Source organism: Citrobacter sp. S46_ASV_140, from assembly GCF_018919545.1.
GTDB classification, from domain to species: domain Bacteria; phylum Pseudomonadota; class Gammaproteobacteria; order Enterobacterales; family Enterobacteriaceae; genus Citrobacter; species Citrobacter braakii.
The window spans coordinates 14,253-37,679 of the sequence record NZ_JAHLRC010000031.1; the positions used below are offsets into that span (position 1 = coordinate 14,253).

Consider the following 23,427-nt stretch of genomic DNA (forward strand, 5'->3'; position numbering starts at 1 on the left):
GCCATGCGCCTGCTCCCTGAACACGCCACCCAAAACGCGGTTTCGATTCCCGAGCTGCTCGCCAGCCGGGATGAGAGACAAGCAAGGCAACATGCCTGGCTGACGCGTCATCACGCGCCACTGGTCTCATTTACCGTGGTCGCACCGGGTCCGATTAAAGACAGCGCATTAACCCGTCGCATCTTTAATCACGGCGTCACCGCCCTGCTCGCGCTGGCGGAAAAATTCGCCTGGATTGTCAGGGAGCAAACGGCGCTGGTTTCTGCCAGCGGTCCGGAAGGTCTTTTGTCTATTGAGGCCCCGGCCCACGATCTCAAGCTCGCCACGATTGAACTTGAGCATTCACATCCGCTGGGACGGCTATGGGACATCGATGTCCTGACCCCTGAAGGGGAAATTCTGTCCCGGCGTCATTTCGCACTCCCAGCCCGCCGCTGTCTGCTGTGCGAGCAAAGCGCTGCCGAATGTGCGCGGGGTAAAACCCACGCGCTTTCCGACTTACTCTCTCAGATGGAGGCTCTGCTGCATGATGCCGATTCCCGCAACATCAACCAATAACGCAGTCCTTCCTCTGGATCTGCCTGACGCTTACGCAACGCTTGCGTGGCGGGCCATGTTGACTGAAGTCAACCTGTCGCCCAAACCAGGTCTGGTGGATCGTATTAACAACGGCGCACATAAAGATATGGCGCTGGAAGATTTTCATCGCAGCGCTGAGGCAATTCAGGCCTGGCTGCCGCGTTTTATTGAATATGGGGCGTTTAGCGCACAGCTGTCGCCCGAAGATGTGTTGAAAGGACTGCGCCCACTGGGCATGGCCTGCGAAGCCGATATGTTTCGCGCCACCGAGGGGGTAAACACCCATAAAGGGAGCATCTTTTCACTGGGGCTGCTGTGTGCCGCCATTGGCCGCCTGCACCAGCTCCAACTGACTGTTACCGCTGAAACCCTTTGCTCTACGGCAGCAACATTTTGCCGTGGCCTGACCGAGCGCGAACTGCGCCAGAACAATCAACAACTCACGGCTGGCCAACGTCTTTATCAGCAACTGGGATTAACCGGCGCACGGGGCGAAGCCGAAGCGGGATACCCGCTAGTCATCCAGCATGCCCTGCCGCACTACCGCGCACTGCTGACTCAGGGCCGCGATCCTGAACTGGCGCTACTCGACACATTATTGCTGCTGATGTCTATCAATGGCGACACCAACGTGGCTTCACGTGGCGGCGCAGAAGGTCTGCGCTGGCTACAGCAGCAGGCTACAACTCTATTGCAGCAAGGGGGGATTCGTACCCCTGCCGATCTCGAATACCTGCGCCAGTTCGACCAACAGTGCATTGAACGCAACCTCAGCCCAGGAGGCTGCGCCGATCTGCTGATCGTCACCTGGTTCTTAGCTCAGATTTCACAAGTTCATCATTATCACAATTAAAGATCCTTTCCGGAGAATCACACACATGTCTTTAGCAAAAGATAAAATATGGAAATTACTGGCCCCATTGGTCGTAATGGGCGTCATGTTTCTTATCCCTGTCCCTGATGGAATGCCCCCGCAAGCCTGGCACTATTTTGCCGTTTTCGTGGCAATGATTGTTGGGATGATCCTGGAGCCAATCCCGGCAACAGCGATAAGCTTTATCGCCGTAACGATCTGCGTCATCGGCAGCAACTATCTGCTGTTTGATGCTTCAGAGCTGGCAGACCCGGCGTTTAAAGCGGGTAAGCAAGCGCTGAAATGGGGTCTGGCAGGCTTCTCCAGCACGACCGTGTGGTTGGTGTTTGGCGCGTTTATCTTCGCGCTGGGCTATGAAGTCACCGGTCTGGGTCGTCGTATCGCGCTGTTCCTGGTAAAATTCATGGGTAAGCGCACCCTGACACTGGGCTACGCGATTGTCATCATCGACATTCTGCTGGCGCCGTTTACACCGTCCAACACCGCGCGTACCGGTGGTACCGTATTCCCGGTTATCAAAAACCTGCCGCCGCTGTTTAAATCATTCCCGAACGATCCGTCCGCGCGCCGTATCGGCGGATATCTGATGTGGATGATGGTAATCAGTACCAGCCTGAGCTCCTCTATGTTCGTTACCGGTGCTGCACCTAACGTGCTGGGTCTGGAATTCGTCAATAAAATTGCCGGTATTCAAATCAGCTGGTTGCAATGGTTCCTCAGCTTCCTGCCGGTTGGTATTATTTTGCTGATCGTTGCTCCGTGGCTGTCCTATGTTCTTTACAAGCCAGAAGTTACTCACAGTGCTGAAGTTGCCGCGTGGGCTGGTGATGAACTGAAAACCATGGGTAAACTGACGCGTAAAGAGCTGACCCTGATCGGTCTGGTTCTGCTCAGCCTGGGTCTGTGGGTCTTTGGCGGTAAACTGATTGATGCGACCGCTGTGGGTCTGCTGGCAGTCTCGCTGATGCTGGCGCTGCACGTTGTCCCGTGGAAAGACATCACCCGTTATAACAGCGCATGGAACACCCTGGTTAACCTCGCCACGCTGGTCGTTATGGCGAATGGTTTAACCCGCTCAGGCTTCATCGACTGGTTCGCCAACACGATGAGCTCGCACCTGGAAGGCTTCTCGCCTAACGCGACCGTGATCGTTCTGGTGCTGGTGTTCTATTTTGCTCACTACCTGTTTGCCAGCCTTTCCGCACACACCGCCACCATGCTGCCGGTTATTCTGGCCGTCGGCAAAGGCATCCCGGGCGTTCCGATGGAACACCTGTGTATCCTGCTGGTACTGTCCATCGGTATCATGGGCTGTCTGACTCCGTATGCAACTGGCCCTGGCGTTATTATCTACGGCTGTGGTTATGTGAAGTCCAAAGACTACTGGCGTCTGGGTGCTATCTTCGGCGTTATCTACATCTCTATGCTTCTGCTGGTCGGCTGGCCGATTCTGGCAATGTGGAGCTAATCATTCGGGTTCCCGCCTGATGAAAATGATGCCAGTCAGCTAAACCTAACTGGCATTTTTTATGATTAAATAGATGATATTCAGAATTTATATAAGTTTCCGAAATCATCATGACATCAACATGGCGTTATTCTTCGCTGCTGGCAGCACTTCTGCTCCCATTTTCTGTAGCTCAGGCCGACGAACTTCAGGCAAAACAGTACGCTGATTTTGACAGCTACGTGCTGGCCCTCTCCTGGCAAACCGGATTTTGTCAGAGCCAACACGAGAGAAATCGTCAAGAGCCCGACGAATGTCGTCTGCAAAAAGAGAGCGCGGATAAAGCAGATTTCCTGACCGTTCACGGTTTATGGCCCAGCCTGCCAAAATCCATCGCCGCCCGTGGAGTAGACAACCGCCGCTGGATGCGCTTTGGCTGCGCGACTCGCCCTATTCCCAACCTGCCTGAAGCGCGCGCCAGCCGTAAATGCGCGGCTCCCGAAACGGGCCTGTCGCTGGAAAGCGCGGCAAAACTCAGTGCCGTAATGCCCGGTGCCGGCGGGAGATCCTGTCTGGAACGTTACGAATATGCCAAACATGGCGCCTGTTTCGGTTTTGATCCCGACGCGTACTTCGGCACGATGGTACGGATGAATAATGAGGTTAAGAACAGCGAGGCTGGCAAATTCCTCGCGGAAAACTACGGCAAAACCGTCAGCCGCAGCGCATTTGACGCCGCCGTCGCTAAAAGCTGGGGCAGAGAGAACGTTAAAGCCGTGAAGCTAAGCTGCCACGGCAATCCGGCCTATCTCACAGAAATCCAGTTGTCCCTGAAAGCCGACACCATTAACCAGACGTTATCCGCACAGTCATTCTTACCGCAACCACATCCGGGTAACTGCGGTAAACAGTTTATTATCGACAAAGTGGGATACTGAAAATAACGACCGGCGCGGCAAGCTGGCGTCGGTCCATATGGTTAGCGTTTTGAACGGGCATCCGGGCGAATTAAATCAAAGCGGTGTGTTTCACTTATCGAATAATACGCCGTTGGCCCGCCCGCACGCAGTACCGGTTTTGCTTTCGCCGTCTGGTAGATGCCGCCTTCCAGTAGCGTTTCATCAATATGAATACCCACCACTTCTCCCAGCACCAGCCAGGTTTCAACAGGCGAACCATCAGCGGTGGTCAGTTGCAGACTTTGCGATAAGCGACACTCAAAATTGACCGGGCTTTGCGCCACCCGCGGCACGCTGACTATCCGACTATCTGCTTTGCTAAGCCCGGCGGCAAAAAACTCATCCTCGCCGTGAGGCAAGCTGGCTGACGTTTCGTTCATCGCACTGGCCAACTCAAGAGTCGTCAGATTCCAGACAAACTCACCGGTGTCGATAATATTCTGCACGCTGTCTTTCCAGCCGCTGCTGGCGAAACCAATAATCGGCGGGTGATAATTAAAGCAGTTAAAGAAACTGTACGGTGCAAGGTTATGCCGACCATCGCTGTCGCGGGAGGCAATCCAGCCAATAGGGCGCGGTCCAATGATGGCATTCAGCGGGTCATGCGGTAAGCCGTGTCCTTGTGATGGTTGATAGAAATACATAGTGTTCTCTGTTGAAGTTAACATCAGCGCAGCACAAATTATGCTTCGCTCATCTCCCTGGAAAAAGAAGATCAGCGTAGAACAATCCGCTAAAGATTACGATTGAATAAAGTTGAGCAGATCGCCGTTGATCTGTTGTTTATGGGTAGTGCAAATGCCATGCGAACCGCCAACATACACCTTCAACTGCGAGTCCGGCAGTATTTGCGCCGCAACCTTTCCGCAGGTTTCAAACGGGACAATCTGATCGTCATCACCATGGATCACCAGCGTCGGGATAGTCATCCTTTTGAGATCCTCACGCAGGTCAGTTTCTGAAAACGCGTGAATACAGTCGTACAACGCTTTGATGGAACCTTGTAAGCCCTGTTCAACAAAGCTTTCACGAACGGCTTTCGACGCATTTACGCCCGGGCGGTTGTAGCCATAAAATGCAGCGGTCAGTTCATAGAAGAAAGCAGCGCGATCGTTTATCACTCCCTCACGGATGCCATCAAACACCTCTTTCGGCACACCATTTGGGTTAAAGTCGGTCTTGATCATTATGGGCGTCACCGCGCCGATTAACACCGCTTTGGCTACCCGCTGCGTTCCATGGCGACCAATGTACCTCGCCACCTCCCCGCCCCCGGTAGAGTGTCCGACATGTACGGCATCTTTAAGATTGAGATGCGCGGTAAGTTCAGCCAGATCGTCAGCATACTGATCCATATTGTGACCATCCCAGGGTTGGGCTGAACGCCCATGCCCACGCCTGTCATGGGCGATCACCCGAAATCCTTTCGACCCGAGGAACAGCATCTGATCCTCAAACGCATCTGCCGTCAGCGGCCAGCCATGGCTAAAGACAATAGGCTGCCCACTTCCCCAATCTTTAAAATGCAAATAGCTGCCGTCTTTCAAGGTAAGTTTGTCGTACTGGCTCATGAGATCTCCTGTCGCGGAACACTGAGTTGTTTGACGCGCCCGCAGCGAGCGCTTAAAAAGCATAATGCAAATTGGAGAACGATCGCGTTTTTCGGCTAAAATCACACCATACGCAACAATATTGATGATTTGCCTGAATGTGAACTAAATCACTTCAAACCAGGGGTAAGTCTCAGTATCATCATAAAAGCTAAACCCTTGCCGCCTGACGGTGAGGGTTTTCTTTTGGGATTATTTACCTGCGCACCCGCAGTATCGACGACATGGAGTAACAAATGTCCAGACCAACTATCATCATTAACGACCTCGATGCGGAACGCATTGACCGCCTGTTGGAGCAACCTGCGTTTGCTGGTTTACCGATTGCCGACGCCCTGAACGCCGAGCTGGATCGTGCCCAAATGTGTTCACCAGAAACCATGCCGCACGATGTCGTGACCATGAACAGCCGCGTGAAATTCCGCAATCTGAGTGATGGCGAAGTCCGTGTGCGTACCCTGGTGTATCCGGCCAATATGACTGACAGCAGCACACAGCTTTCGGTAATGGCACCTGTTGGCGCTGCACTTCTGGGCCTGCGCGTTGGCGACACCATTCACTGGGAACTACCAGGCGGAACCTCAACACACCTCGAAGTCATTGAGCTTGAGTACCAACCTGAAGCTGCGGGCGACTACCTGCGCTAACTCTGTCTTATCAAAGCCACTCGCTTTATCTTACAGGGGATGCATCCGCATCCTCTTTCCGGTTAGTCCTCTGCTCCTGACTCTCACCTTATCTCCTGTTCGCAAAACATAAATCTGTGTCGTGACTGACAGAATCATTTTTAATACTATGCTGATATGTGTTCATGTAATGACAAGGAGAATGTTTATGTACAACACAATCATAATGCCTGTTGATGTATTCGAAATGGAACTGAGCGATAAGGCTATTCGCCATGCAGAATTTCTGGCACAGGAAAACGGGGTTATCCATCTGCTGCATGTGCTGCCAGGCTCAGCAAGCTTAAGCCTGCACCGCTTTGCAGCCGATGTCCGTCGTTTTGAAGAGCATCTACAACATGAAGCGGAAACCCGTCTGCAAACGATGGTCGGTCACTTCAGCATCGATCCTTCCCGTATTAAACAACACGTCCGCTTTGGCAGCGTACGTGACGTCGTCAACGAGTTGGGTGAAGAGTTGAATGCGGATGTGGTCGTCATTGGATCGCGCAACCCATCAATCAGCACTCATCTGCTCGGCTCAAACGCTTCCAGCGTTGTTCGCCACGCTACTCTGCCAGTGCTGGTTGTACGTTAATAGCCTCTAATTTGCTAAAGAAAACCCCTGCCAGGTTTATGCCTGACAGGGGTGACCATGAAAACGTAATGCAGGTTGATATAATAAAGAAAACGCCTCATCTTTCTTTGCTGAAACTAATGGTCAGACTCATTAAATGAATGTGTTATGCGGTTTATTGTTTCAAGAATTGACAATCTGAAAGCGTGGAAATAAAAAACCGCCAGCGGATGGCTGACGGTTTTGGCATTGCAGGTGTGTCTTACTTTTTTTATGCTACAGTCGTGCGAATCAGATAATCAAACGAACTCAATGAGGCCTTCGCGCCTTCACCAGTCGCGATGATGATCTGCTTATACGGCACGGTGGTGCAGTCACCAGCGGCGAAAACCCCCTTCACGCTGGTTTCGCATTTGGCATCGATGATGATTTCACCCATGCGATTACGCTCGACGGCACCTTCCAGCCAGTTGGTGTTTGGCAGCAGACCTATCTGTACAAAGATACCCGCCAGTTCCACACTGTGAACGTCGCCACTCACGCGGTCACGATACTCCAGGCCGGTGACTTTGCTGCCATCGCCTTTCACTTCTGTCGTTTGCGCATTCAGAATAATATCGACGTTTTTCAGACTGCGAAGCTTATTCTGCAGCACCTGGTCAGCCTTCATTTCAGGTGCGAACTCCAGCAGCGTCACATGTTCAACAATGCCTGCCAGATCAATAGCAGCTTCAACACCAGAGTTACCACCACCAATCACCGCAACGCGCTTGCCTTTAAACAGCGGGCCATCGCAGTGCGGGCAGTAGGTTACGCCTTTGGTGCGATACTGATCTTCGCCCGGAACGTTCATGTTGCGCCATTTCGCACCGGTGGCAATGATAATGCTGCGTGCTTTAAGCACCGCGCCGGATGCCGTTTCAATCTGATGTAAACCGCCTTCCTGAGCCGCCGGAACCAGTTTACTTGCGCTCTGGCTGTCGATCACATCAACATCATAGTCATCAACGTGTGCTTTCAGCGCACCCGCCAGTTTCTGGCCTTCGGTTTTCGGTACCGAGATGTAGTTTTCAATATCAACGGTATCAAGAACCTGACCGCCAAAACGTTCGCCCATCAGACCGGTGCGAATACCTTTACGTGCAGAGTACACTGCCGCTGCCGCCCCCGCAGGACCGGAACCGACAATCAGCACGTCATAAGCATCACGTTTGTTCAGCTCTTGTGCCGCACGTTTTTCTGCGCCGCTATCTACTTTCGCCACGATCTCAGTCAGCGTCATACGCCCCTGACCGAACTCTTTGCCGTTCATATACACCGCCGGAACGCCCATCACGTTGCGATCGGTAATTTCGTTCTGGAATGTACCGCCGTCAATCGCCGTATGCTTGATGCGTGGATTCAGTACCGACATCAGGTTCAGCGCCTGTACCACGTCCGGACAGTTATGACAGGAAAGCGAATAATAGGTTTCAAACTCAAAATCACCGTCGAGATCGCGGATCTGCTCCAGCAACGCCTGCGCCTCTTTTGACGGATGACCACCGGTCCACAGCAGCGCCAGCACCAGGGAGGTAAACTCATGGCCCAGCGGAGAACCGGCAAAGCGCGGCCCCTGGTGAGAACCTGGATTGGTGATCAGGAACGATGGCTTGCGTACCGCCAGAGTATTGTCTTCTTTAAAGGTGACTTTTTCTGACAGTTCAGCAATTTCAGTCAGCAGTTCCTTGATTTCTGCCGATTTAGCGCTGTCATCCAGCGTAGCAATCAGCTCAACAGGTTTGGTCAGTTTCTCAAGATAAGCCTTGAGCTGGGTTTTCATATTTGTGTCGAGCATTCTTCTTCCCTCTCTGAAAACATCATCATGCAAGCCGACTTTGCGGGACTGCATTAATGCAACTTGCGTCATGGTGCTGGAATGAAACAGGCGCAAACTTGCGCCTGTGGAATGGCCGGATGCACTGCGTTTATCCGGCCTACAAATTATGCGACTTAAATCTTACCGACCAGATCTAAGGATGGAGCCAGGGTCGCTTCGCCTTCTTTCCATTTCGCCGGGCAAACTTCACCTGGGTGAGAGGCAACGTACTGTGCGGCTTTAATTTTACGCAGCAGGTCAGACGCATCACGGCCGATACCTTCAGCGGTAACTTCGATTGCCTGGATGATACCCTGCGGGTCTACAACGAAGGTTGCGCGGTCAGCCAGACCTTCATCTTCACGCATGTTGTCGAAGTTACGGGTCAGGGCGCCAGTCGGGTCGCCGATCATCGCGTATTTGATTTTCGCGATGGTGTCAGAGCTGCTGTGCCATGCTTTGTGGGTGAAGTGGGTGTCAGTAGATACGGAATAGACATCTACGCCCAGTTTCTGCAGTTCTTCGTAGTGGTCAGCCACATCACCCAGCTCGGTCGGGCAAACGAAAGTAAAGTCAGCCGGGTAGAAGAAGAAGACGCTCCAGCGACCTTCGGTATCTTTCTCGGTTACTTCGATGAACTCACCGTTTTTGAACGCCTGGTTTTTGAAAGGTTTAATTTTGGTATTAATCAAAGACATCTGTACTTCCTCCGTGTTTTCGTTGAGAGATAAGTTAACGAAAATCTCTTCGCAGGGCTAATGCGTTTCCTTTATCAAATCAATAAGCGTTAACTAACAACCCACTCAAACTCATGTTGTGAACCTAAAGATAAAAGTAAAAAAGGCCCCCTTTGCAGGGAGCCTCATTACCCGAGCTACCCGCAGGTAACGTCAGTGCCAGCAGGGCTGGCTATGTGTTGCGCTCTACATTACCTTAACAAAGGTCGTAACAGCGATTGGGATTACATCACCCCACTCAAGAAAGGGCAATCGACAGACGGTCGATCTTACCTATGGCTGCGATAGGTTTTGCAACTTAGCCCCCTTTCCTTCTGATTTTATAAGGAAAATCAATGTTTAAACGTACCTTACTCTTAACCCTGCTTCCTGCCGTGGTGCACGCCGAAGAACTTCCTGCTCCCGTTAAAGCTATTGAGAAACAGGGCATTACTATTCTGAAACCCTTCGACGCGCCCGGTGGAATGAAGGGCTACCTGGGAAAATACCAGGATATGGGCGTTACTATCTATGTTACGCCTGACGGCAAACACGCCATTTCCGGTTATATGTATAACGAAAAAGGCGAAAACCTCAGTAATACGCTGATAGAAAAAGAGATCTACGCCCCTGCCGGGCGCGAAATGTGGCAGCGAATGGAAAAAGCATCCTGGATTCTGGACGGGAAAAAAGAGGCTCCGGTCATTGTCTACGTGTTTGCCGATCCCTTCTGTCCCTATTGCAAACAGTTCTGGCAAAAGGCTCGCCCGTGGGTAGACTCAGGTAAAGTTCAGTTGCGCACAATACTGGTTGGCGTAATTAAACCCGAAAGCCCGGCTACCGCCGCTGCGATTCTGGCCGCAAAAGATCCGGCCAAGACCTGGCATGACTATGAGGCATCCGGTGGGAAAATGAAGCTACAAATCCCGACTTCCGTCTCACCGGAGCAGATGAAAGTGTTGAATATCAATCAAAAGTTGATGGATGATTTAGGCGCCAACGTCACGCCGGCTATCTATTACATGAGTAAAGACGATACGTTACAACAGGAAGTCGGCTTACCGGATAAGGAGAAATTAAACATTATCATGGGTAATAAATAAATGTGAAAAAATGAGTGGTTGTTATCATTCCCATGTCAATCACTCATTTAAATTAACTTTTTTGGTCAAAATTACGCAACATGTGCTATTTTTAGTTTAAATTAATCATTCATTAAGCACACAAACATAAATCACAAGAATATTCACAACTTAAAATATTTCAGAATTAAATTTTTCAAAACATGACCATCACAGGAAGGTATGTATGGCTAACCTCTATGACCTTAAAAAGTTCGATCTCAATCTATTGGTTATCTTTGAGTGTATTTATCAACATTTGAGTATCACTAAAGCTGCCGAAACTTTGTATATCACCCCCTCTGCCGTTAGCCAGTCACTGCAACGGCTACGCACACAATTTAATGACCCACTGTTTATCCGCTCCGGAAAAGGCCTAACGCCAACGATTATGGGGATTAACCTCCATCATCATCTTGAGAAAAACCTCAACAGTCTGGAGCAGACACTAAACATCATGAATAACTCCAGTCTGAAGAAAAAATTCGTTATTTACTGTCCACAACTGCCAACCATTATCAACATCGAGGAAGTTATTCATTTTCTCAGAGAAGACTCGCATGTCGAAATTGAGCACCATAACATACTCATCACTGCTGAAAGTACGGAAAATCTGTTGGCTTACAGAAAAGCAGATTTAGTCATTGCTACCGCTCCAGTGAGTAATCGTTCGATAATATGCTCGCCATTTAAAACTGCTGAAACAATATTAGTTTGCAACAAAAACCATCCGAGAATTAATGGAGAAAGTACGCTTGAAACAATATTAAAAGAACAGTTCACGCAACTTATCTCTGAAGATCCTGGCGTTAAAGAATACTGGCAAAAAACCAGCGCATTGCTGGCTAATCGAGATATTGGCTTCCGCAGCGACTCATTAATAACGATCATTAATATTATTTCAAACACAGATATCATAGGTCTGTTACCAAGAGATGTTTACGAACAATATATCGGCTCATTTAATTTAAAAGAGATCCGTATCGATATCCCCTTACCCAAAATAAATTTATTTTTGATGTATAACAGAGCGTCACTCAACAATACTGGCTTCGTTAATTTAATTAATAAAATAAATGATAAAAATGACCAAAGGACTAACAAGTAGAGCTTTACCTATTCATTTTATATTTTTATGAATGAAGGCAATTCAAAATAACCATGAATGTATTAAAACGTTGCACCTGGAAAAAATTAGCATATCTTATTGTCAGCATTTGTTATTGTTTTAAATAATAATTTTGATATGAGTTTAATATGTCTATTTATAAAATCCCGCTTGATCAAAACGTGCTGGACGCCGCTCTGGAGCGCATAACCTGGGCGCTGGAAACTCTGCCTCGGGTTTGTGTCTCTTTCTCCGGCGGGAAAGATTCAGGACTGATGTTACATCTGACAGCTATGCTTGCACGCCAACTGCATAAAAAAATTGACGTACTATTTATCGACTGGGAAGCCCAGTTTTCCTGCACTATTGATTATGTTGAGGCGCTTCGTGCACGTTATTCTGATGTCATCGAGCGCTTTTATTGGGTGGCTTTACCGCTCACCACCCAGAATTCACTCTCTCAATTTCAGCCAGAATGGCAGTGTTGGGAACCAGGTACTCCGTGGGTTCGCCAGCCTCCCACGGATGCCATAACCGATCCAGAGTATTTCTCCTTCTATCAACCCGGCATGACCTTTGAACAATTTGTTCGCGAGTTCGCTGACTGGTATTCAGAGAAACGTCCAGCCGGCATGATGGTCGGGATCCGCGCCGATGAGTCATATAATCGTTTTGTCGCCATTGCCAATTCGCAAAAGCAGCGCTTTGCCGATGATAAACCCTGGACCACCAGCGCCCCCGGCGGGCATACCTGGTATATTTACCCGATTTATGACTGGAAAACTGCCGATATCTGGACCTGGTTCGCAAAAACCAGAATGTCGTGCAATCCCTTATACAATCTCATGTATCAGGCCGGTGTCCCAACACGTTACATGCGTATTTGTGAGCCCTTTGGCCCGGAACAGCGTCAGGGATTATGGCTATATCACGTCATTGAACCCGAGCGTTGGGCAACCATGTGCGCCCGTGTCAGCGGTGTAAAAAGTGGCGGAATTTATGCCGGTCAGGACAACCATTTTTACGGGCACCGCAAAATATTGAAACCCGAACATTTAAACTGGCAGGAATACGCCATGCTGCTGCTCAACAGCATGCCGGAAAAGACCGCTGAGCATTATCGCAATAAAATCGCCATCTATTTGCAGTGGTATAAGAAAAAGGGCATGGACAATATCCCGCAAACTCAGGAAAAAGATATTGGCTCAGCGGATATTCCGTCATGGCGGCGTATCTGTAAAGTCCTGCTGAATAACGACTACTGGTGCCGGGCGCTGTCATTCAGCCCCACAAAACCCAAAAACTACCAACGTTATAATGAACGCATGAAAATAAAACGCCAGCAATGGGGAATCTTATGCAACACCGACTAACTCAAGAACTCACTGGTTTTCTTTCTGGGCTGTCAGAAGAAGAACGAATTGAAGCAATCAACCAATTCAGAATGGCTATCCACAGCGTCAGCCCTTTTCGTGAAGAGCCAGTAGACTGTGTACTATGGATTAAAAACGAGCATATCTCACCCAATGACTATAACCCCAATAACGTTGCGCCTCCGGAGAAAAAGCTGCTGCAGAAATCCCTCGAAGCAGACGGATTCACGCAGCCCATCGTGGTAGTTCACTCCACGGAGGAAGAATACGAAATTGTCGATGGTTTCCACCGTCATGAGCTAGGTAAAAGCAAACCGTCGCTGAAATCACGCCTGCATGGCTACCTGCCGGTCACCTGTTTACAGCGTGAGCGCCATGAACGCATGGCAGCGACAATTCGTCATAACCGTGCCCGTGGGCGGCATAAAATTCATGCCATGTCGGAAATCGTTCGTGAATTATCGCTACTGGGATGGAGCGCAGAGAAAATCAGTAAAGAGTTAGGCATGGACGACGATGAGGTTTTACGTCTGAAACAAATTAACGGTCTGCAAGAGTTGTTTGCCGACCGTCGCTTCTCCAAAGCCTGGACAGTAAAATAGCTACAGCGCAACCAGACGTTCGGCTGCCGCCAGCAGCGTCGATTCTTGCTTGGCAAAACATAGGCGAATCAGCTTATGCGGGAAAGGATCGGCGCAGAAAACCGACAACGGGATCGCGGCAACGCCTACTTCTTTGGTCAGCCACTGGCAAAACTCAACGTCGTTAAGCGTGGAGACGGCACTGTAATCGACCAGCAGAAAATAGGTGCCTTCACACGGCAAAATTTCCAGCCGGCTGTCACGCAGCGCGTTCACCAACACATCGCGTTTTTTCTGATAAAAGGCTGGCAACTCACGATAGTGTGTTGGATCCTCCCGCAGCATATCCGCCAGCGCCAGCTGAGCCGGCGTATTCACTGAGAACGTCAGATACTGGTGTACCTTGCGTAATTCAGCGCTAATGGCGGCAGGCGCAACGCAGTAACCGACTTTCCAGCCGGTCATATGGTAGGTCTTCCCAAACGATGAAACGGCAACGGCGCGTTCGCGCAGCTGTGAATGCGCCAGCACGCTGGCATGTCCTTGTCCGGCGAAGCAAATGTGCTCATAAACTTCGTCGCTGATGACAAAGATCTCGCGTTCTCTAATCGCCTGCCACAGGGCATCAAAATCGGCGTGATGCCATACGGTGGCGGAAGGATTGTGCGGCGTGTTAAGGATCACCAGTCGGGTGCGTTCGCTGAGTACAGCGCTAAATTCCTGCCAGTCGACGCGAAAAGACGGCGGTTGCAGCGCGATACGTTTAACTACGCCGCCGGATAATTCGACCGCGGGCGCATAGCTGTCGTAGCTCGGGTCAAAACAAATCACCTCATCGCCAGGACGCACCAGCGCCGTAATTGCGGCGAACAGCGCTTCTGTGGCCCCCGCCGTCACGGTCACTTCACTATTCGCATCAGGTTTATAGCCGTACAACTGCGCGGTTTTATCCGCAATGGCTTCGCGCAGCGGCTGTACGCCCGTCATCGGCGCATACTGGTTTGCGCCATGCGCGACGTGATACGCCAGACGTTCCTGCAAAAAGAGTGGCCCGTCAAAATCAGGAAATCCCTGCGAGAGGTTAATGGCCTGATGCTGCTGCGCCAGCGCGCTCATTTGCGTGAAGATAGTGGTGCCAAGATTAGGCAGTTTGCTTTGCGGAATCAGCGGGTTATTACTCATTATTGTTATCCCAGCGGGTGATGTTGTGGTTGAAGCCACTATAGCACGATGCTAGTATTTGGCAATCAAGACGTTCAGACGTCTATATAAAAATAACCTGCATTGACAGGACAGCCAAAAGGACAACACAACATGAGTAATACCGAGATTCGCGTCGTCACCGGCCCGGCCAACTATTTTTCCCATCCCGGCAGCCTGTCAAGACTCAACGATTTTTTCACCGCAGAGCAACTCTCACGCGCCGTCTGGGTGTACGGTGAACGCGCCATCGACGCGGCCCGCCCTTATCTGCCTGAGGCATTTCATCTTGCCGATGCCAGGCACCTGCTGTTTACGGGACATTGCAGCGAAACCGATGTTACTCAACTGGCAAAAGAGTCAGGAGAGAATCGCAGCGTGGTGATTGGTGTGGGCGGCGGGACATTGCTCGACACAGCCAAAGCGCTGGCTCGTCGTCTGGGTCTGCCTTTTGTCGGTATTCCTACTATCGCAGCGACCTGCGCCGCATGGACACCGCTCTCCGTCTGGTACAACGATGCAGGCCAGGCGCTGCATTTCGAAATTTTCGCTGACGCCAATTTCCTCGTGCTGGTCGAGCCAGAGATCGTTCTCAATGCGCCTGAAGAATACTTACTGGCAGGGATCGGCGACACGCTGGCGAAATGGTACGAGGCCGTCGTGCTCGCGCCTGAGCCGGAAAACCTGCCTCTGACCGTACGTCTGGGTATCCATGCTGCGCAGACGATCCGCGACGTCCTGTTGGAAAGCAGCGAGCAGGCGCTGGTCGATAAGCAACAAGGCACGTTGAGCCGCACATTTTGCGATGTGGTGGATGCAATTATTGCCGGAGGCGGCATGGTCGGCGGTCTGGGTGAGCGCTACACCCGCGTGGCGGCGGCGCATTCGGTACATAATGGCCTGACCGTGCTCCCGCAAACGGAGAAGTTTTTACATGGCACCAAAGTGGCGTACGGCATACTGGTGCAAAGCGCGCTGCTGGGACAAGATGATGTGCTGGCGCAGTTAATTACCGCCTATCAGCGCTTCAACCTGCCAACCCGGTTGGCTCAACTGGAAGTGGACATCAACAACCGCGCCGAAATCGACAACGTGATTGCGCACACCCTGCGCCCGGTGGAGTCCATTCATGCGCTGCCGGTAACGTTAACGCCACAGACGCTGCGCGCAGCCTTCGAAAAAGTAGAATCGTTTACGGTGTGATTATGGTGCGGGGATGCCTGATGGCGGCAACGCAGCGAAACCCTGGAGCTTACAAAAGGTAAGTGACCAGGGTGAACACGCCTGCAGCTTGAATGATGAAGTGCATTAACAGCAGCGCGCGCCGCCTTTCCCCCCGTAGCGCGCATCCTGGCGTTCGCGGAAAAATTCTTCGTAGGTCATTGGCGTCAGGTCCGGATGCGTGACGCGCATATGCTCAACATAGTTGTCGTAATCCGGCACACCTATCATTAATCGGGCGGTTTGACCCAAATACTTCCCGGCTTTAGAGAGCGTTTCAAACATAGTGGTTCCCTGTCGAACAAACGCCCTCCCCATTCAGGAGAGGGCTCGTTGGTTAAGAGAATATTAGTGCGCGCCTTTCGCCTGCGCCACGATCTCTTCGACATTCTCAGGCATCGGTTCGTATGGCGTTTCTTTCGACGTAGGTTTGTCCTCTTTCAGTGCTGCCAGTGCAGTTTTGATGGAGAACAGACCTAGCACCACAACGACTACCATGAAGAAGATAGTGAGACCCGCATCCAGGCGGTTGTTAAACACCAACTGCGTCAGCTGCGACTGAGTGTACTGCGCCGGAATATTACCGCTGTCGATCATCGCCTGGAACTTGTTAGCGATGGCGAGGAAGCCAATTTTCGCATCCGGGCTAAACGCTTTCTGCCAGCCGGCGGTCAGGGTACAAATCAGCAGCCAGGCCGTTGGCACCAGCGCCACCCACGCGTAGCGCTGACGTTTCATCTTGAACAGCACCACCGCGCAAAGCATCAACGCCATACCGGCCAGCATCTGGTTGGCGATACCAAACAGTGGCCACAGGGTATTAATACCACCCAATGGATCCACCACGCCCTGGTGCAAGAAGTAACCCCAGGCCAGCACGCACAGCGCCGTTGCCAGCAGGTTCGCAGGCAGCGAATCGGTACGTTTCAGACCCGGTGACACCACGCCCAGCAGATCCTGCAGCATAAAGCGTGCGGCGCGCGTACCGGCGTCTACCGCCGTCAGAATAAACAGGGCTTCAAAGAGAATGGCGAAGTGATACCAGAACGCCACATCCATCATGCCACCCAGCGCACCATGCAGAATATACGCCATGCCCACTGCCAGCGTCGGCGCACCGCCTGCGCGGGAGATAATGGATTGTTCGCCGACATCGTTCGCAATCTGATGCAGCGTATCAGGCGTGATAACAAAGCCCCAACTGCTCACAACCTGTGCCGCTGACGCAACCACATCGGTGGTTCCGGCAGGTGCCAGTACAGCCATCGGGCTGTTCATCGCAAAGTAGACGCCCGGGTCGATAACGCAGGCCGCCACCAGCGCCATAATGGCGACAAAGGATTCCATCAGCATCCCGCCGTAGCCAATAAAACAGGCCTGACCTTCATTCGCCAGCATCTTCGGCGTGGTGCCGGAGGCAATCAGCGCGTGGAAACCAGAGACCGCACCGCAGGCGATGGTAATAAACAGGAACGGGAACAGGTTACCGCTCCAGACCGGGCCTGTACCGTCAACAAACTTGGTCAGCGCAGGCATGGTCAGCGTCGGACGCATGATCAGAATCCCTACCGCCAGACCAACAATGGTACCGATTTTCAGGAAGGTAGAGAGATAATCACGCGGCGCCAGCAGCAACCACACCGGCAATACGGCGGCGACAAAGCCGTATCCCACCAGCATCCAGGTCAACTGTACGCCGGTAAAGTCAAAGTACGGTGCCCAGGTCGGGCTTTCAGCCACCCAGCCGCCGGAAATAATAGCAAACACCAGGAATACCAGACCGATGACCGACACTTCACCAATGCGGCCCGGGCGCAGATAACGCAGGTAAATCCCCATGAAGATCGCCAGCGGGATAGTAAAGGCGACGGTGTAGGTTCCCCACGGGCTGTGGGTCAGCGCTTTCACGACGATCATCGCCAGTACCGCGAGGATAATCACCATGATCATAAAACAGGCCACCAGCGCAATGACGCCCGCCGTTGGGCCCATCTCTTCTTTCACCAGTTCGCCAAGGGAACGACCATCGCGACGGGTAGAAACAAACAGCACCATAAAGTCCTGCACCGCCCCCGCCAGTACCACCCCGGCAAGCAGCCAGATCATACCCGGCAGATAGCCCATTTGCGCCGCCAGCACCGGTCCAACTAATGGACCCGCTCCAGCAATCGCCGCGAAATGGTGGCCAAACAGCACTTTTTTATCGGTAGGAACATAGTCCAGACCATCGTTATGACGCACAGCTGGCGTCATACGCGTCGGGTCCAGCGCCAGTACATTTTTCGCGATGTACAGGCCGTAGAAACGGTAAGCGATAAGGTAGACACAGACCGACGCCACGACTATCCACAACGCGTTGATCTGTTCGCCACGATTTAATGCGATATAGCCGAGGGCAAATGCTCCCATAACGGAGAGCACTGTCCAGACGAGGTACTTCCCTGATTTATTCATACTTGGTTTTCCGTTGTCCTGGTCAGAGAGATGTTACATTTTGTTTCTATAACATCTTTTCTGAATTTAACAACCTGACAACCATGTAAACCCGAAGTATCACTGAGTATTTACATTGCATTGTTAACTGGATCACTTCATTTAGCCGTTAACCCTGCAATTTCATTTTACTTTGTCGGGCGACTCACCCCATCACCGCAGTGCCTAAACGACAGGTGCAACAGCGTCGTCCCTGCTCATCAAAGATGACGATTTCCCAGCTTTGACTCTGACGCCCGAGGTGCAGCGGCTGGCAAACGCCGCGCACTTTCCCCTGCGCAACCGCCCGATGGTGCGTGGCGTTCAGTTCCGTACCCACCACACACTGCCCGTCGCGAGTCATCAGATAACCCGCCATCGAACCCAATGTTTCCGCCAGGGCCGCCGACGCGCCGCCGTGCAGTAGGCCAAACGGCTGATGCGTCCGGCTATCCACCGGCATTTCGGCTTCCAGCACATCATCCCCCAGTCGGGTATAGACCATGCCTAAATGCGCCACCATCGTGTTCTGACTGGTGGCATTCAGTTCATCCAGCGTTAAATGACGTTTCCAGATCATCGTCATGCCCCCAGCGTGGAGCCGCCGTCCACCACGATATCCTGAAGCGTAATGTGGCTCGCCAGATCGGAAGCGAGGAATAAAATCGTGTTAGCGATTTCCTGTGGACGAGCGATTTTCCCCAGCGGAATGCCGAGCTTAAACTGCTCGCCAAACCCACGAATGCGCTGTTGCTCCGCGTCATCGCTGACCCACAACGTACGCTGCATGTCGGTGTCGGTCGAGCCTGGCGAAACCACATTGCAACGCACACCGCTGCCTGCCAGTTCAAGTCCGACGGTCAGTGCCAGGTTTTTCAGCGCGGCTTTTGACGCACCGTATGCGCTCATACCGATACGCGGCGTGTGCGCCGCATCCGACGCGACGGTCACGATTGCCCCGCCCTGCTGGCGACGAAACTGCGCCATCGTCTGCTGAAACAGATTGAACGCCCCACCAACGTTAACCGCAAACGTCTGCTGCCACTCCTCAATGCTCAGCGCATCGGTGGCCCCCATACGCAAAATACCCGCCGCATTGACCAACACATCCAACCGCTCGCGCGTTTGCAGGACGCGCTGACACACCTCAGCCACCTGTTCAGCATTCGCCACATCCAGCACTTCGGTGGCAAACGGGTAGTTATCCTGAGAAAATTCACGATCGAATCCTGTCACCTCAGCACCCGCTTTCACAAACGCCAGCGCCGTGGTGTAGCCAATTCCTTTTCCCGCGCCGCTTACCCAGACGGTTTTCCCTGCGAAGTCAAATCCAGACATTACTTCACCTCGCGAGAGAGCAGCGTCCACCAGGCGTCAATGGTCGGGTTTTTCGCCAGCATCACGAAGTCAATATCGCCATGAACCTTACGCCAGCGCGCCGCCAGCGCCATCATGCGCACAGAATCCAGTCCGTAGTCGATCAGGTTTTCGTCATCCATCGGCTCTTCGGACTCATCGAGCAGCGGCAGAATAACGCTGCGTAACGCATCTTTGCTGGCCGGTACCGGCGTCGGTAATAATTCCTGAGTCATCACCACACGCCCGGAGCGTCCCGCCACGTATTTCAGCGACATCAGATGTTCGTCACGGCTAAAGTCTGCCAACGCATCGGCAACCATAAACGGCTTGATGTCGCGCATAAAGGCGTCTGTTGCGGTGGTCATACAGCCAATATGCGCATACACGCCGGTAATGATCAGTTGATTACGTCCGGTTTCCTTAAGCATCTGTTCCAGCGGGGAGCGATGAAATGCGCTGTAACGCCATTTCACCAGAATGGTATCCGCTTCATCCGGCGCCAGCGCCTCTACGATTTTTTGCTGTTCCGGCGAACGCGTCAGTCCCGGTCCCCACATATCATTGAGCAGTGCGCGGTCTTCATCACTCTGTTCTTTCGGCTGAGCGGTGTAATACACCGGAATGTTATGCTCTTTGCAGTACTGACGCAGTGCGGCGATGTTAGCGACGACCTGCTCCATCATCGGGCAGTTATCGCCCCAAAAGCCGATAAAATAGTCCTGCATGTCGTGGATCAGCAGCGCGGCGCGTTCGGGGTCAAACGCCCAGTCCACTTTGTTCACCGGAACATCAAGCGCCGTGGGTAGCGCATAAGCCTGCAGTTTAGGAATTGCCATCTCTTATTCTCCTTCAGGCCAGTGAACGTGATGCCAGCCACTGACGTAATTGTTTTTTATCTACTTTCCCAACCGGAGTCAGCGGTAACGACTCAACGCACTCCACGCGGTCAGGTAATTTAAATTCCGCTACGCCCTGTTCGCGTAGAAAACGACGCACCTGCACCGCTCGCAGCGGCTCTTTTACCACCAACCAGGCACAGCTTTTCTCGCCCATCAGTTCGTCATCCATACTGACCAGCGCTGCATGGATCACCATCGGGTGGCGCAGCAGCAGGTTTTCAATCTCTTCTGCAGCGATCTTCTCCCCACCGCGGTTGATCTGATCCTTCTCGCGTCCCTGGACGGTGATGTAGCCATCTCGATCGATGGCGATCAGATCGCCGGAGCAGTAAAAACCGTTGGCGTCAAAGGCGCTGGCATTGTGCTCAGGACTGTTGAAGTAGCCGCGGAAGGTGTATGGGCCACGCGTCATCAGGCGCCCGGTTTCTCCCTGGGCTAAAGGGTTGCCGTCAGCGTCTGCTACCCAGACTTCATCATCGGGACACATCGGGCGGCCCTGGGTATTGATGATGCGTTCAGGGCTGTCGTCCAGACGGGTGTAGTTCACCAGCCCTTCCGCCATGCCGAAGACCTGCTGCAGCTGGCAGCCAATCTCCGCCGGAATACGCGCCGCAAGCGAGGCGGAAAGCCGTGCCCCACCGACCTGTAGCAGCGTCAGCGAAGCCAATTGCGCATTGCTCCCCCACTCCGCAATTGCTTGCAGCCACAGGCTCACCGCTGGCGGCACCAGCGCCGTGACGTTAACCTGATGCTGTTCAATCAGAGGGAAGCACAGGGTGGCGCTCGGGTCAGCCGCCAGCACGACGGTGCCGCCAGCCAGGAATACCCCCAACGCGCCAGGTGAACTCATCGCGTAGTTATGCGCCGCCGGGATCGCGCATAAATAACGCGTTTCCCCGGTGAAGCGGCAAATCTCATTGCTGCGACGCACGCTGTAGTAGTAATCGTTATGGGTACGAGGAATCAGCTTTGGCGTCCCGGTAGTCCCGCCAGAAAGCTGGAAATAGGCCACCTCATCAGCAGGCGATGGCGTGGCGGAAAAATCAGTCGCAGGCTGGCTTATCGCCGTTTGCAGATTGTGTTCGCCTTCATCATTGCGCAGTTGCACCACGCGCACTGAATTGTGTTCAGCCACAAAAGCGTTAAGAAAATCGTCTCCGCTAAACAACGCATGCTGACGATCGGCAATCAGCAGCGCCGGTTCGATCTGTTTGGCATAGGCGTTAAGTTCGTTTCGCTGATGGCTGAATAATGCCAGCACCGGGGCTACGCCCAGCTTGAGCAGCGCAAAGAAAGTGATATACAACTCAGCCACGTTGCCCAGTTGTACCAGCGCGGTTTCGCCGGGTTTGATCCCCTGACGGCGCAGGCTGCAGGCGAGATTGTCAGTGGCCTGATTCAGTTGGCGATAGCTCAGGTGGCGTTCGCCATCGATCACCGCCGTATGGTCGCTGTCGGCGTGACGGGTCAGAATGTCGGTCAGCGGCAAATCCTGCCAGTAACCTTTTTCACGATAGCGGCGGGCAAACTCCTCCGGCCAACGGGTGAAAGGAATACTCATTATCGCTCCTTAGAGGCCTGGTCAATAAGGCTCTTAATGCAGTCCAAAAACATTCAACATCGTGGAGAGTTTGGCTCCCGTTTCACGCCATTCCGCAACCGGGGACGAAGCCGGAACAATCCCGGCACCGGCAAAGAAACGTACCTGATTACGCAGCAGCTTCGCACAGCGGATCGTCACCACCCATTCGCCGTTACCTTGGGCATCACACCAGCCGACAATGCCACCGAACAGTTCGCGATCGAACGGCTCCAGCTCGGCGATAAGTTTGCGCGCAACCTGATGCGGGAAGCCGCTCAGCGCAGGCGTCGGATGCAGCAGGCACGCGAGCGTCAGGGCGTTTTCTTGCGCGTTGGCTTTACCTTCAAACGGCGTGCCGAGGTGCCAGAGCGTAGGCGTGGTGACCAGTTGCGGAGAAGAAGGGAGTTGCAGTTCACGGCTGCGATCGCGCAGGACATTTTTCATGGCCTGCGTCACCAGTTCGTGCTCATGGCGATCCTTTTCGGACGCCAGCAGGCGGATGCCCGCCTCACGGTCCAGCACATCGTCCGGTTGACGACGTGCCGAGCCTGCCAGCGGTAATGAGCTGAAACGATCGCCTTCTTTGCGTAACAGCAGTTCCGGACTGGCGCCAATCAATACGCCACCGTCTTCAAGGGGAACGTGAAAGTTGTAGCTCGCCGGATTTTGCGCCACCAGGCGCTCCAGCAGCGCCCCGCTGTCAATATTGGCATCAGCGGTGATATCGATCAGGCGTGACAACACCACTTTGTCGACTTCCGGGGTTGCCGTCAGCGCAGCCGCGCGAGCGACCATATCTTCAAAGAAGTTCTGTTCCGGGATCGATTTACGTTCAACAACGTTCAGCGACTGATACGCGTTAAAGTAACGAGATGATTGCTGCTTCGCCGTTCGGGAGAACGTCTGCCACGACTGGGGAATAAACAGCGATGACGGCTGGCGGGTGTCAAAAGGAATCGCCCCGACCATGATGGGGTTAGCGATACCCTGCGCTTTGGCATCAGCAAACAGCGCATGCATTTTTTGTTGGAAAGGGCTGTCTGGCGAATCGCCATCAATTGCCGGTTCCGCATAGCGGGCGAAGCATCCTGACGTCGTAAAACTACGGTACGGCGACATAAAGAAAAAACTGTCGGGAGCGAGCGTCGGCATAGTCTGCGTTTTTTCCTCGGCCAGTGACGTTTCCATATCATCCTCCAAAAATGATAAAAGCTCTAATAATGATT

General features: G+C 52.6%; 23 protein-coding genes. 11 read left to right on the forward strand and 12 right to left on the reverse strand.

All coding sequences use genetic code 11. From position 1 onward, the window contains the following. Window positions 1–3: 3 nt before the first annotated feature. The 4 genes from citX to rna all read left to right on the forward strand — a co-directional run bounded on the left by citX (window position 4) and on the right by rna (window position 3,838). Complete coding sequence (gene citX / locus KQJ19_RS10660; RefSeq protein ID WP_103766005.1) at window positions 4–558, forward strand: citrate lyase holo-[acyl-carrier protein] synthase; 555 nt, start codon at window positions 4–6, stop codon at window positions 556–558. Next, the gene (citG, locus tag KQJ19_RS10665; protein ID WP_016152220.1) at window positions 527–1,432 is read left to right on the forward strand and encodes a triphosphoribosyl-dephospho-CoA synthase CitG; all 906 of its coding nucleotides are present in this window, start codon (window positions 527–529) and stop codon (window positions 1,430–1,432) included. Before citX ends, citG begins: the two co-directional genes overlap by 32 nt. A 25-nt stretch (window positions 1,433–1,457) precedes the next feature. Next, complete coding sequence (gene citT, locus KQJ19_RS10670) at window positions 1,458–2,921, forward strand: citrate/succinate antiporter CitT (RefSeq protein ID WP_016152219.1); 1,464 nt, start codon at window positions 1,458–1,460, stop codon at window positions 2,919–2,921. A 110-nt stretch (window positions 2,922–3,031) separates the two neighbouring features. Then, window positions 3,032–3,838, forward strand: a complete 807-nt coding sequence (gene rna, locus KQJ19_RS10675; protein WP_103766003.1) for a ribonuclease I — start codon at window positions 3,032–3,034, stop codon at window positions 3,836–3,838. Between the two features lie 41 nt (window positions 3,839–3,879). Here rna and KQJ19_RS10680 read toward each other — a convergent pair whose 3' ends face one another. Further along, complete coding sequence (locus tag KQJ19_RS10680; protein ID WP_047359504.1) at window positions 3,880–4,503, reverse strand: flavin reductase family protein; 624 nt, start codon at window positions 4,501–4,503, stop codon at window positions 3,880–3,882. A gap of 96 nt (window positions 4,504–4,599) precedes the next feature. Next, window positions 4,600–5,430 carry an alpha/beta hydrolase gene (locus KQJ19_RS10685; protein WP_141874962.1) on the reverse strand — a complete coding sequence of 277 codons (831 nt, stop codon included), beginning with the start codon at window positions 5,428–5,430 and terminating at the stop codon, window positions 4,600–4,602. A 275-nt stretch (window positions 5,431–5,705) separates the two neighbouring features. Here KQJ19_RS10685 and rnk point away from each other — a divergent pair, with 275 nt between their 5' ends. Both rnk and uspG read left to right on the forward strand, forming a co-directional pair. Next, window positions 5,706–6,116: a nucleoside diphosphate kinase regulator gene (gene rnk, locus KQJ19_RS10690; protein ID WP_005120853.1), complete on the forward strand. Its 411-nt coding sequence runs from the start codon at window positions 5,706–5,708 to the stop codon at window positions 6,114–6,116. 187 nt (window positions 6,117–6,303) lie between these two features. Continuing rightward, the gene (uspG, locus tag KQJ19_RS10695) at window positions 6,304–6,732 is read left to right on the forward strand and encodes a universal stress protein UspG (RefSeq protein ID WP_016152215.1); all 429 of its coding nucleotides are present in this window, start codon (window positions 6,304–6,306) and stop codon (window positions 6,730–6,732) included. A 250-nt stretch (window positions 6,733–6,982) separates the two neighbouring features. Here the strand turns inward: uspG and ahpF are convergent, their stop codons facing one another. Both ahpF and ahpC read right to left on the reverse strand, forming a co-directional pair. Continuing rightward, window positions 6,983–8,548, reverse strand: coding sequence for an alkyl hydroperoxide reductase subunit F (gene ahpF, locus KQJ19_RS10700; protein ID WP_016152210.1), 1,566 nt, complete (start codon window positions 8,546–8,548; stop codon window positions 6,983–6,985). Between the two features lie 155 nt (window positions 8,549–8,703). Next, entirely contained in the window at window positions 8,704–9,267 is a 564-nt protein-coding gene (gene ahpC / locus KQJ19_RS10705; protein ID WP_004859485.1) for an alkyl hydroperoxide reductase subunit C, read from the reverse strand. 374 nt (window positions 9,268–9,641) lie between these two features. Between ahpC and dsbG the strand changes: the two genes are divergently transcribed. The 4 genes from dsbG (at window position 9,642) to KQJ19_RS10725 (ending at window position 13,489) form a co-directional block, all read left to right on the forward strand. Next, on the forward strand, window positions 9,642–10,388 hold the full coding sequence (gene dsbG / locus KQJ19_RS10710; RefSeq protein WP_216403645.1) for a thiol:disulfide interchange protein DsbG: 747 nt from the start codon (window positions 9,642–9,644) through the stop codon (window positions 10,386–10,388). A gap of 205 nt (window positions 10,389–10,593) precedes the next feature. Next, window positions 10,594–11,514, forward strand: a complete 921-nt coding sequence (locus KQJ19_RS10715) for a LysR family transcriptional regulator (protein ID WP_049282450.1) — start codon at window positions 10,594–10,596, stop codon at window positions 11,512–11,514. Between the two features lie 149 nt (window positions 11,515–11,663). Further along, complete coding sequence (locus KQJ19_RS10720; protein ID WP_049282451.1) at window positions 11,664–12,887, forward strand: phosphoadenosine phosphosulfate reductase; 1,224 nt, start codon at window positions 11,664–11,666, stop codon at window positions 12,885–12,887. Beyond that, a complete protein-coding gene (locus KQJ19_RS10725; RefSeq protein WP_047501774.1) occupies window positions 12,872–13,489 on the forward strand; it encodes a ParB/RepB/Spo0J family partition protein in 618 nt (205 codons plus the stop codon). The genes KQJ19_RS10720 and KQJ19_RS10725 overlap by 16 nt, the downstream gene beginning before the upstream one ends. Here the strand turns inward: KQJ19_RS10725 and KQJ19_RS10730 are convergent, their stop codons facing one another. Beyond that, window positions 13,490–14,650, reverse strand: a complete 1,161-nt coding sequence (locus KQJ19_RS10730; protein WP_141874960.1) for a pyridoxal phosphate-dependent aminotransferase — start codon at window positions 14,648–14,650, stop codon at window positions 13,490–13,492. 132 nt (window positions 14,651–14,782) lie between these two features. Between KQJ19_RS10730 and KQJ19_RS10735 the strand changes: the two genes are divergently transcribed. Next, entirely contained in the window at window positions 14,783–15,871 is a 1,089-nt protein-coding gene (locus KQJ19_RS10735; RefSeq protein WP_016152204.1) for an oxidoreductase, read from the forward strand. 105 nt (window positions 15,872–15,976) lie between these two features. Here KQJ19_RS10735 and KQJ19_RS10740 read toward each other — a convergent pair whose 3' ends face one another. From KQJ19_RS10740 to entC, 7 genes are all read right to left on the reverse strand, one after another. After that, window positions 15,977–16,174 (reverse strand): YbdD/YjiX family protein, encoded by a 198-nt coding sequence (locus KQJ19_RS10740; protein WP_019076244.1) that lies wholly within the window; start codon window positions 16,172–16,174, stop codon window positions 15,977–15,979. Window positions 16,175–16,237: 63 nt separating this feature from the next. Then, on the reverse strand, window positions 16,238–18,343 hold the full coding sequence (cstA, locus tag KQJ19_RS10745) for a pyruvate/proton symporter CstA (RefSeq protein WP_016152202.1): 2,106 nt from the start codon (window positions 18,341–18,343) through the stop codon (window positions 16,238–16,240). 184 nt (window positions 18,344–18,527) lie between these two features. After that, window positions 18,528–18,941, reverse strand: a complete 414-nt coding sequence (gene entH, locus KQJ19_RS10750; RefSeq protein WP_029139447.1) for a proofreading thioesterase EntH — start codon at window positions 18,939–18,941, stop codon at window positions 18,528–18,530. Between the two features lie 2 nt (window positions 18,942–18,943). Continuing rightward, the gene (entA, locus tag KQJ19_RS10755; RefSeq protein ID WP_047501778.1) at window positions 18,944–19,699 is read right to left on the reverse strand and encodes a 2,3-dihydro-2,3-dihydroxybenzoate dehydrogenase EntA; all 756 of its coding nucleotides are present in this window, start codon (window positions 19,697–19,699) and stop codon (window positions 18,944–18,946) included. After that, complete coding sequence (locus KQJ19_RS10760) at window positions 19,699–20,556, reverse strand: isochorismatase (protein WP_019076241.1); 858 nt, start codon at window positions 20,554–20,556, stop codon at window positions 19,699–19,701. The genes entA and KQJ19_RS10760 overlap by 1 nt, the downstream gene beginning before the upstream one ends. Window positions 20,557–20,569: 13 nt before the next feature. After that, window positions 20,570–22,180, reverse strand: a complete 1,611-nt coding sequence (gene entE, locus KQJ19_RS10765) for a (2,3-dihydroxybenzoyl)adenylate synthase EntE (protein ID WP_151222867.1) — start codon at window positions 22,178–22,180, stop codon at window positions 20,570–20,572. Window positions 22,181–22,213: 33 nt separating this feature from the next. Then, the gene (gene entC, locus KQJ19_RS10770) at window positions 22,214–23,389 is read right to left on the reverse strand and encodes an isochorismate synthase EntC (protein WP_216403646.1); all 1,176 of its coding nucleotides are present in this window, start codon (window positions 23,387–23,389) and stop codon (window positions 22,214–22,216) included. Window positions 23,390–23,427: the final 38 nt, after the last annotated feature.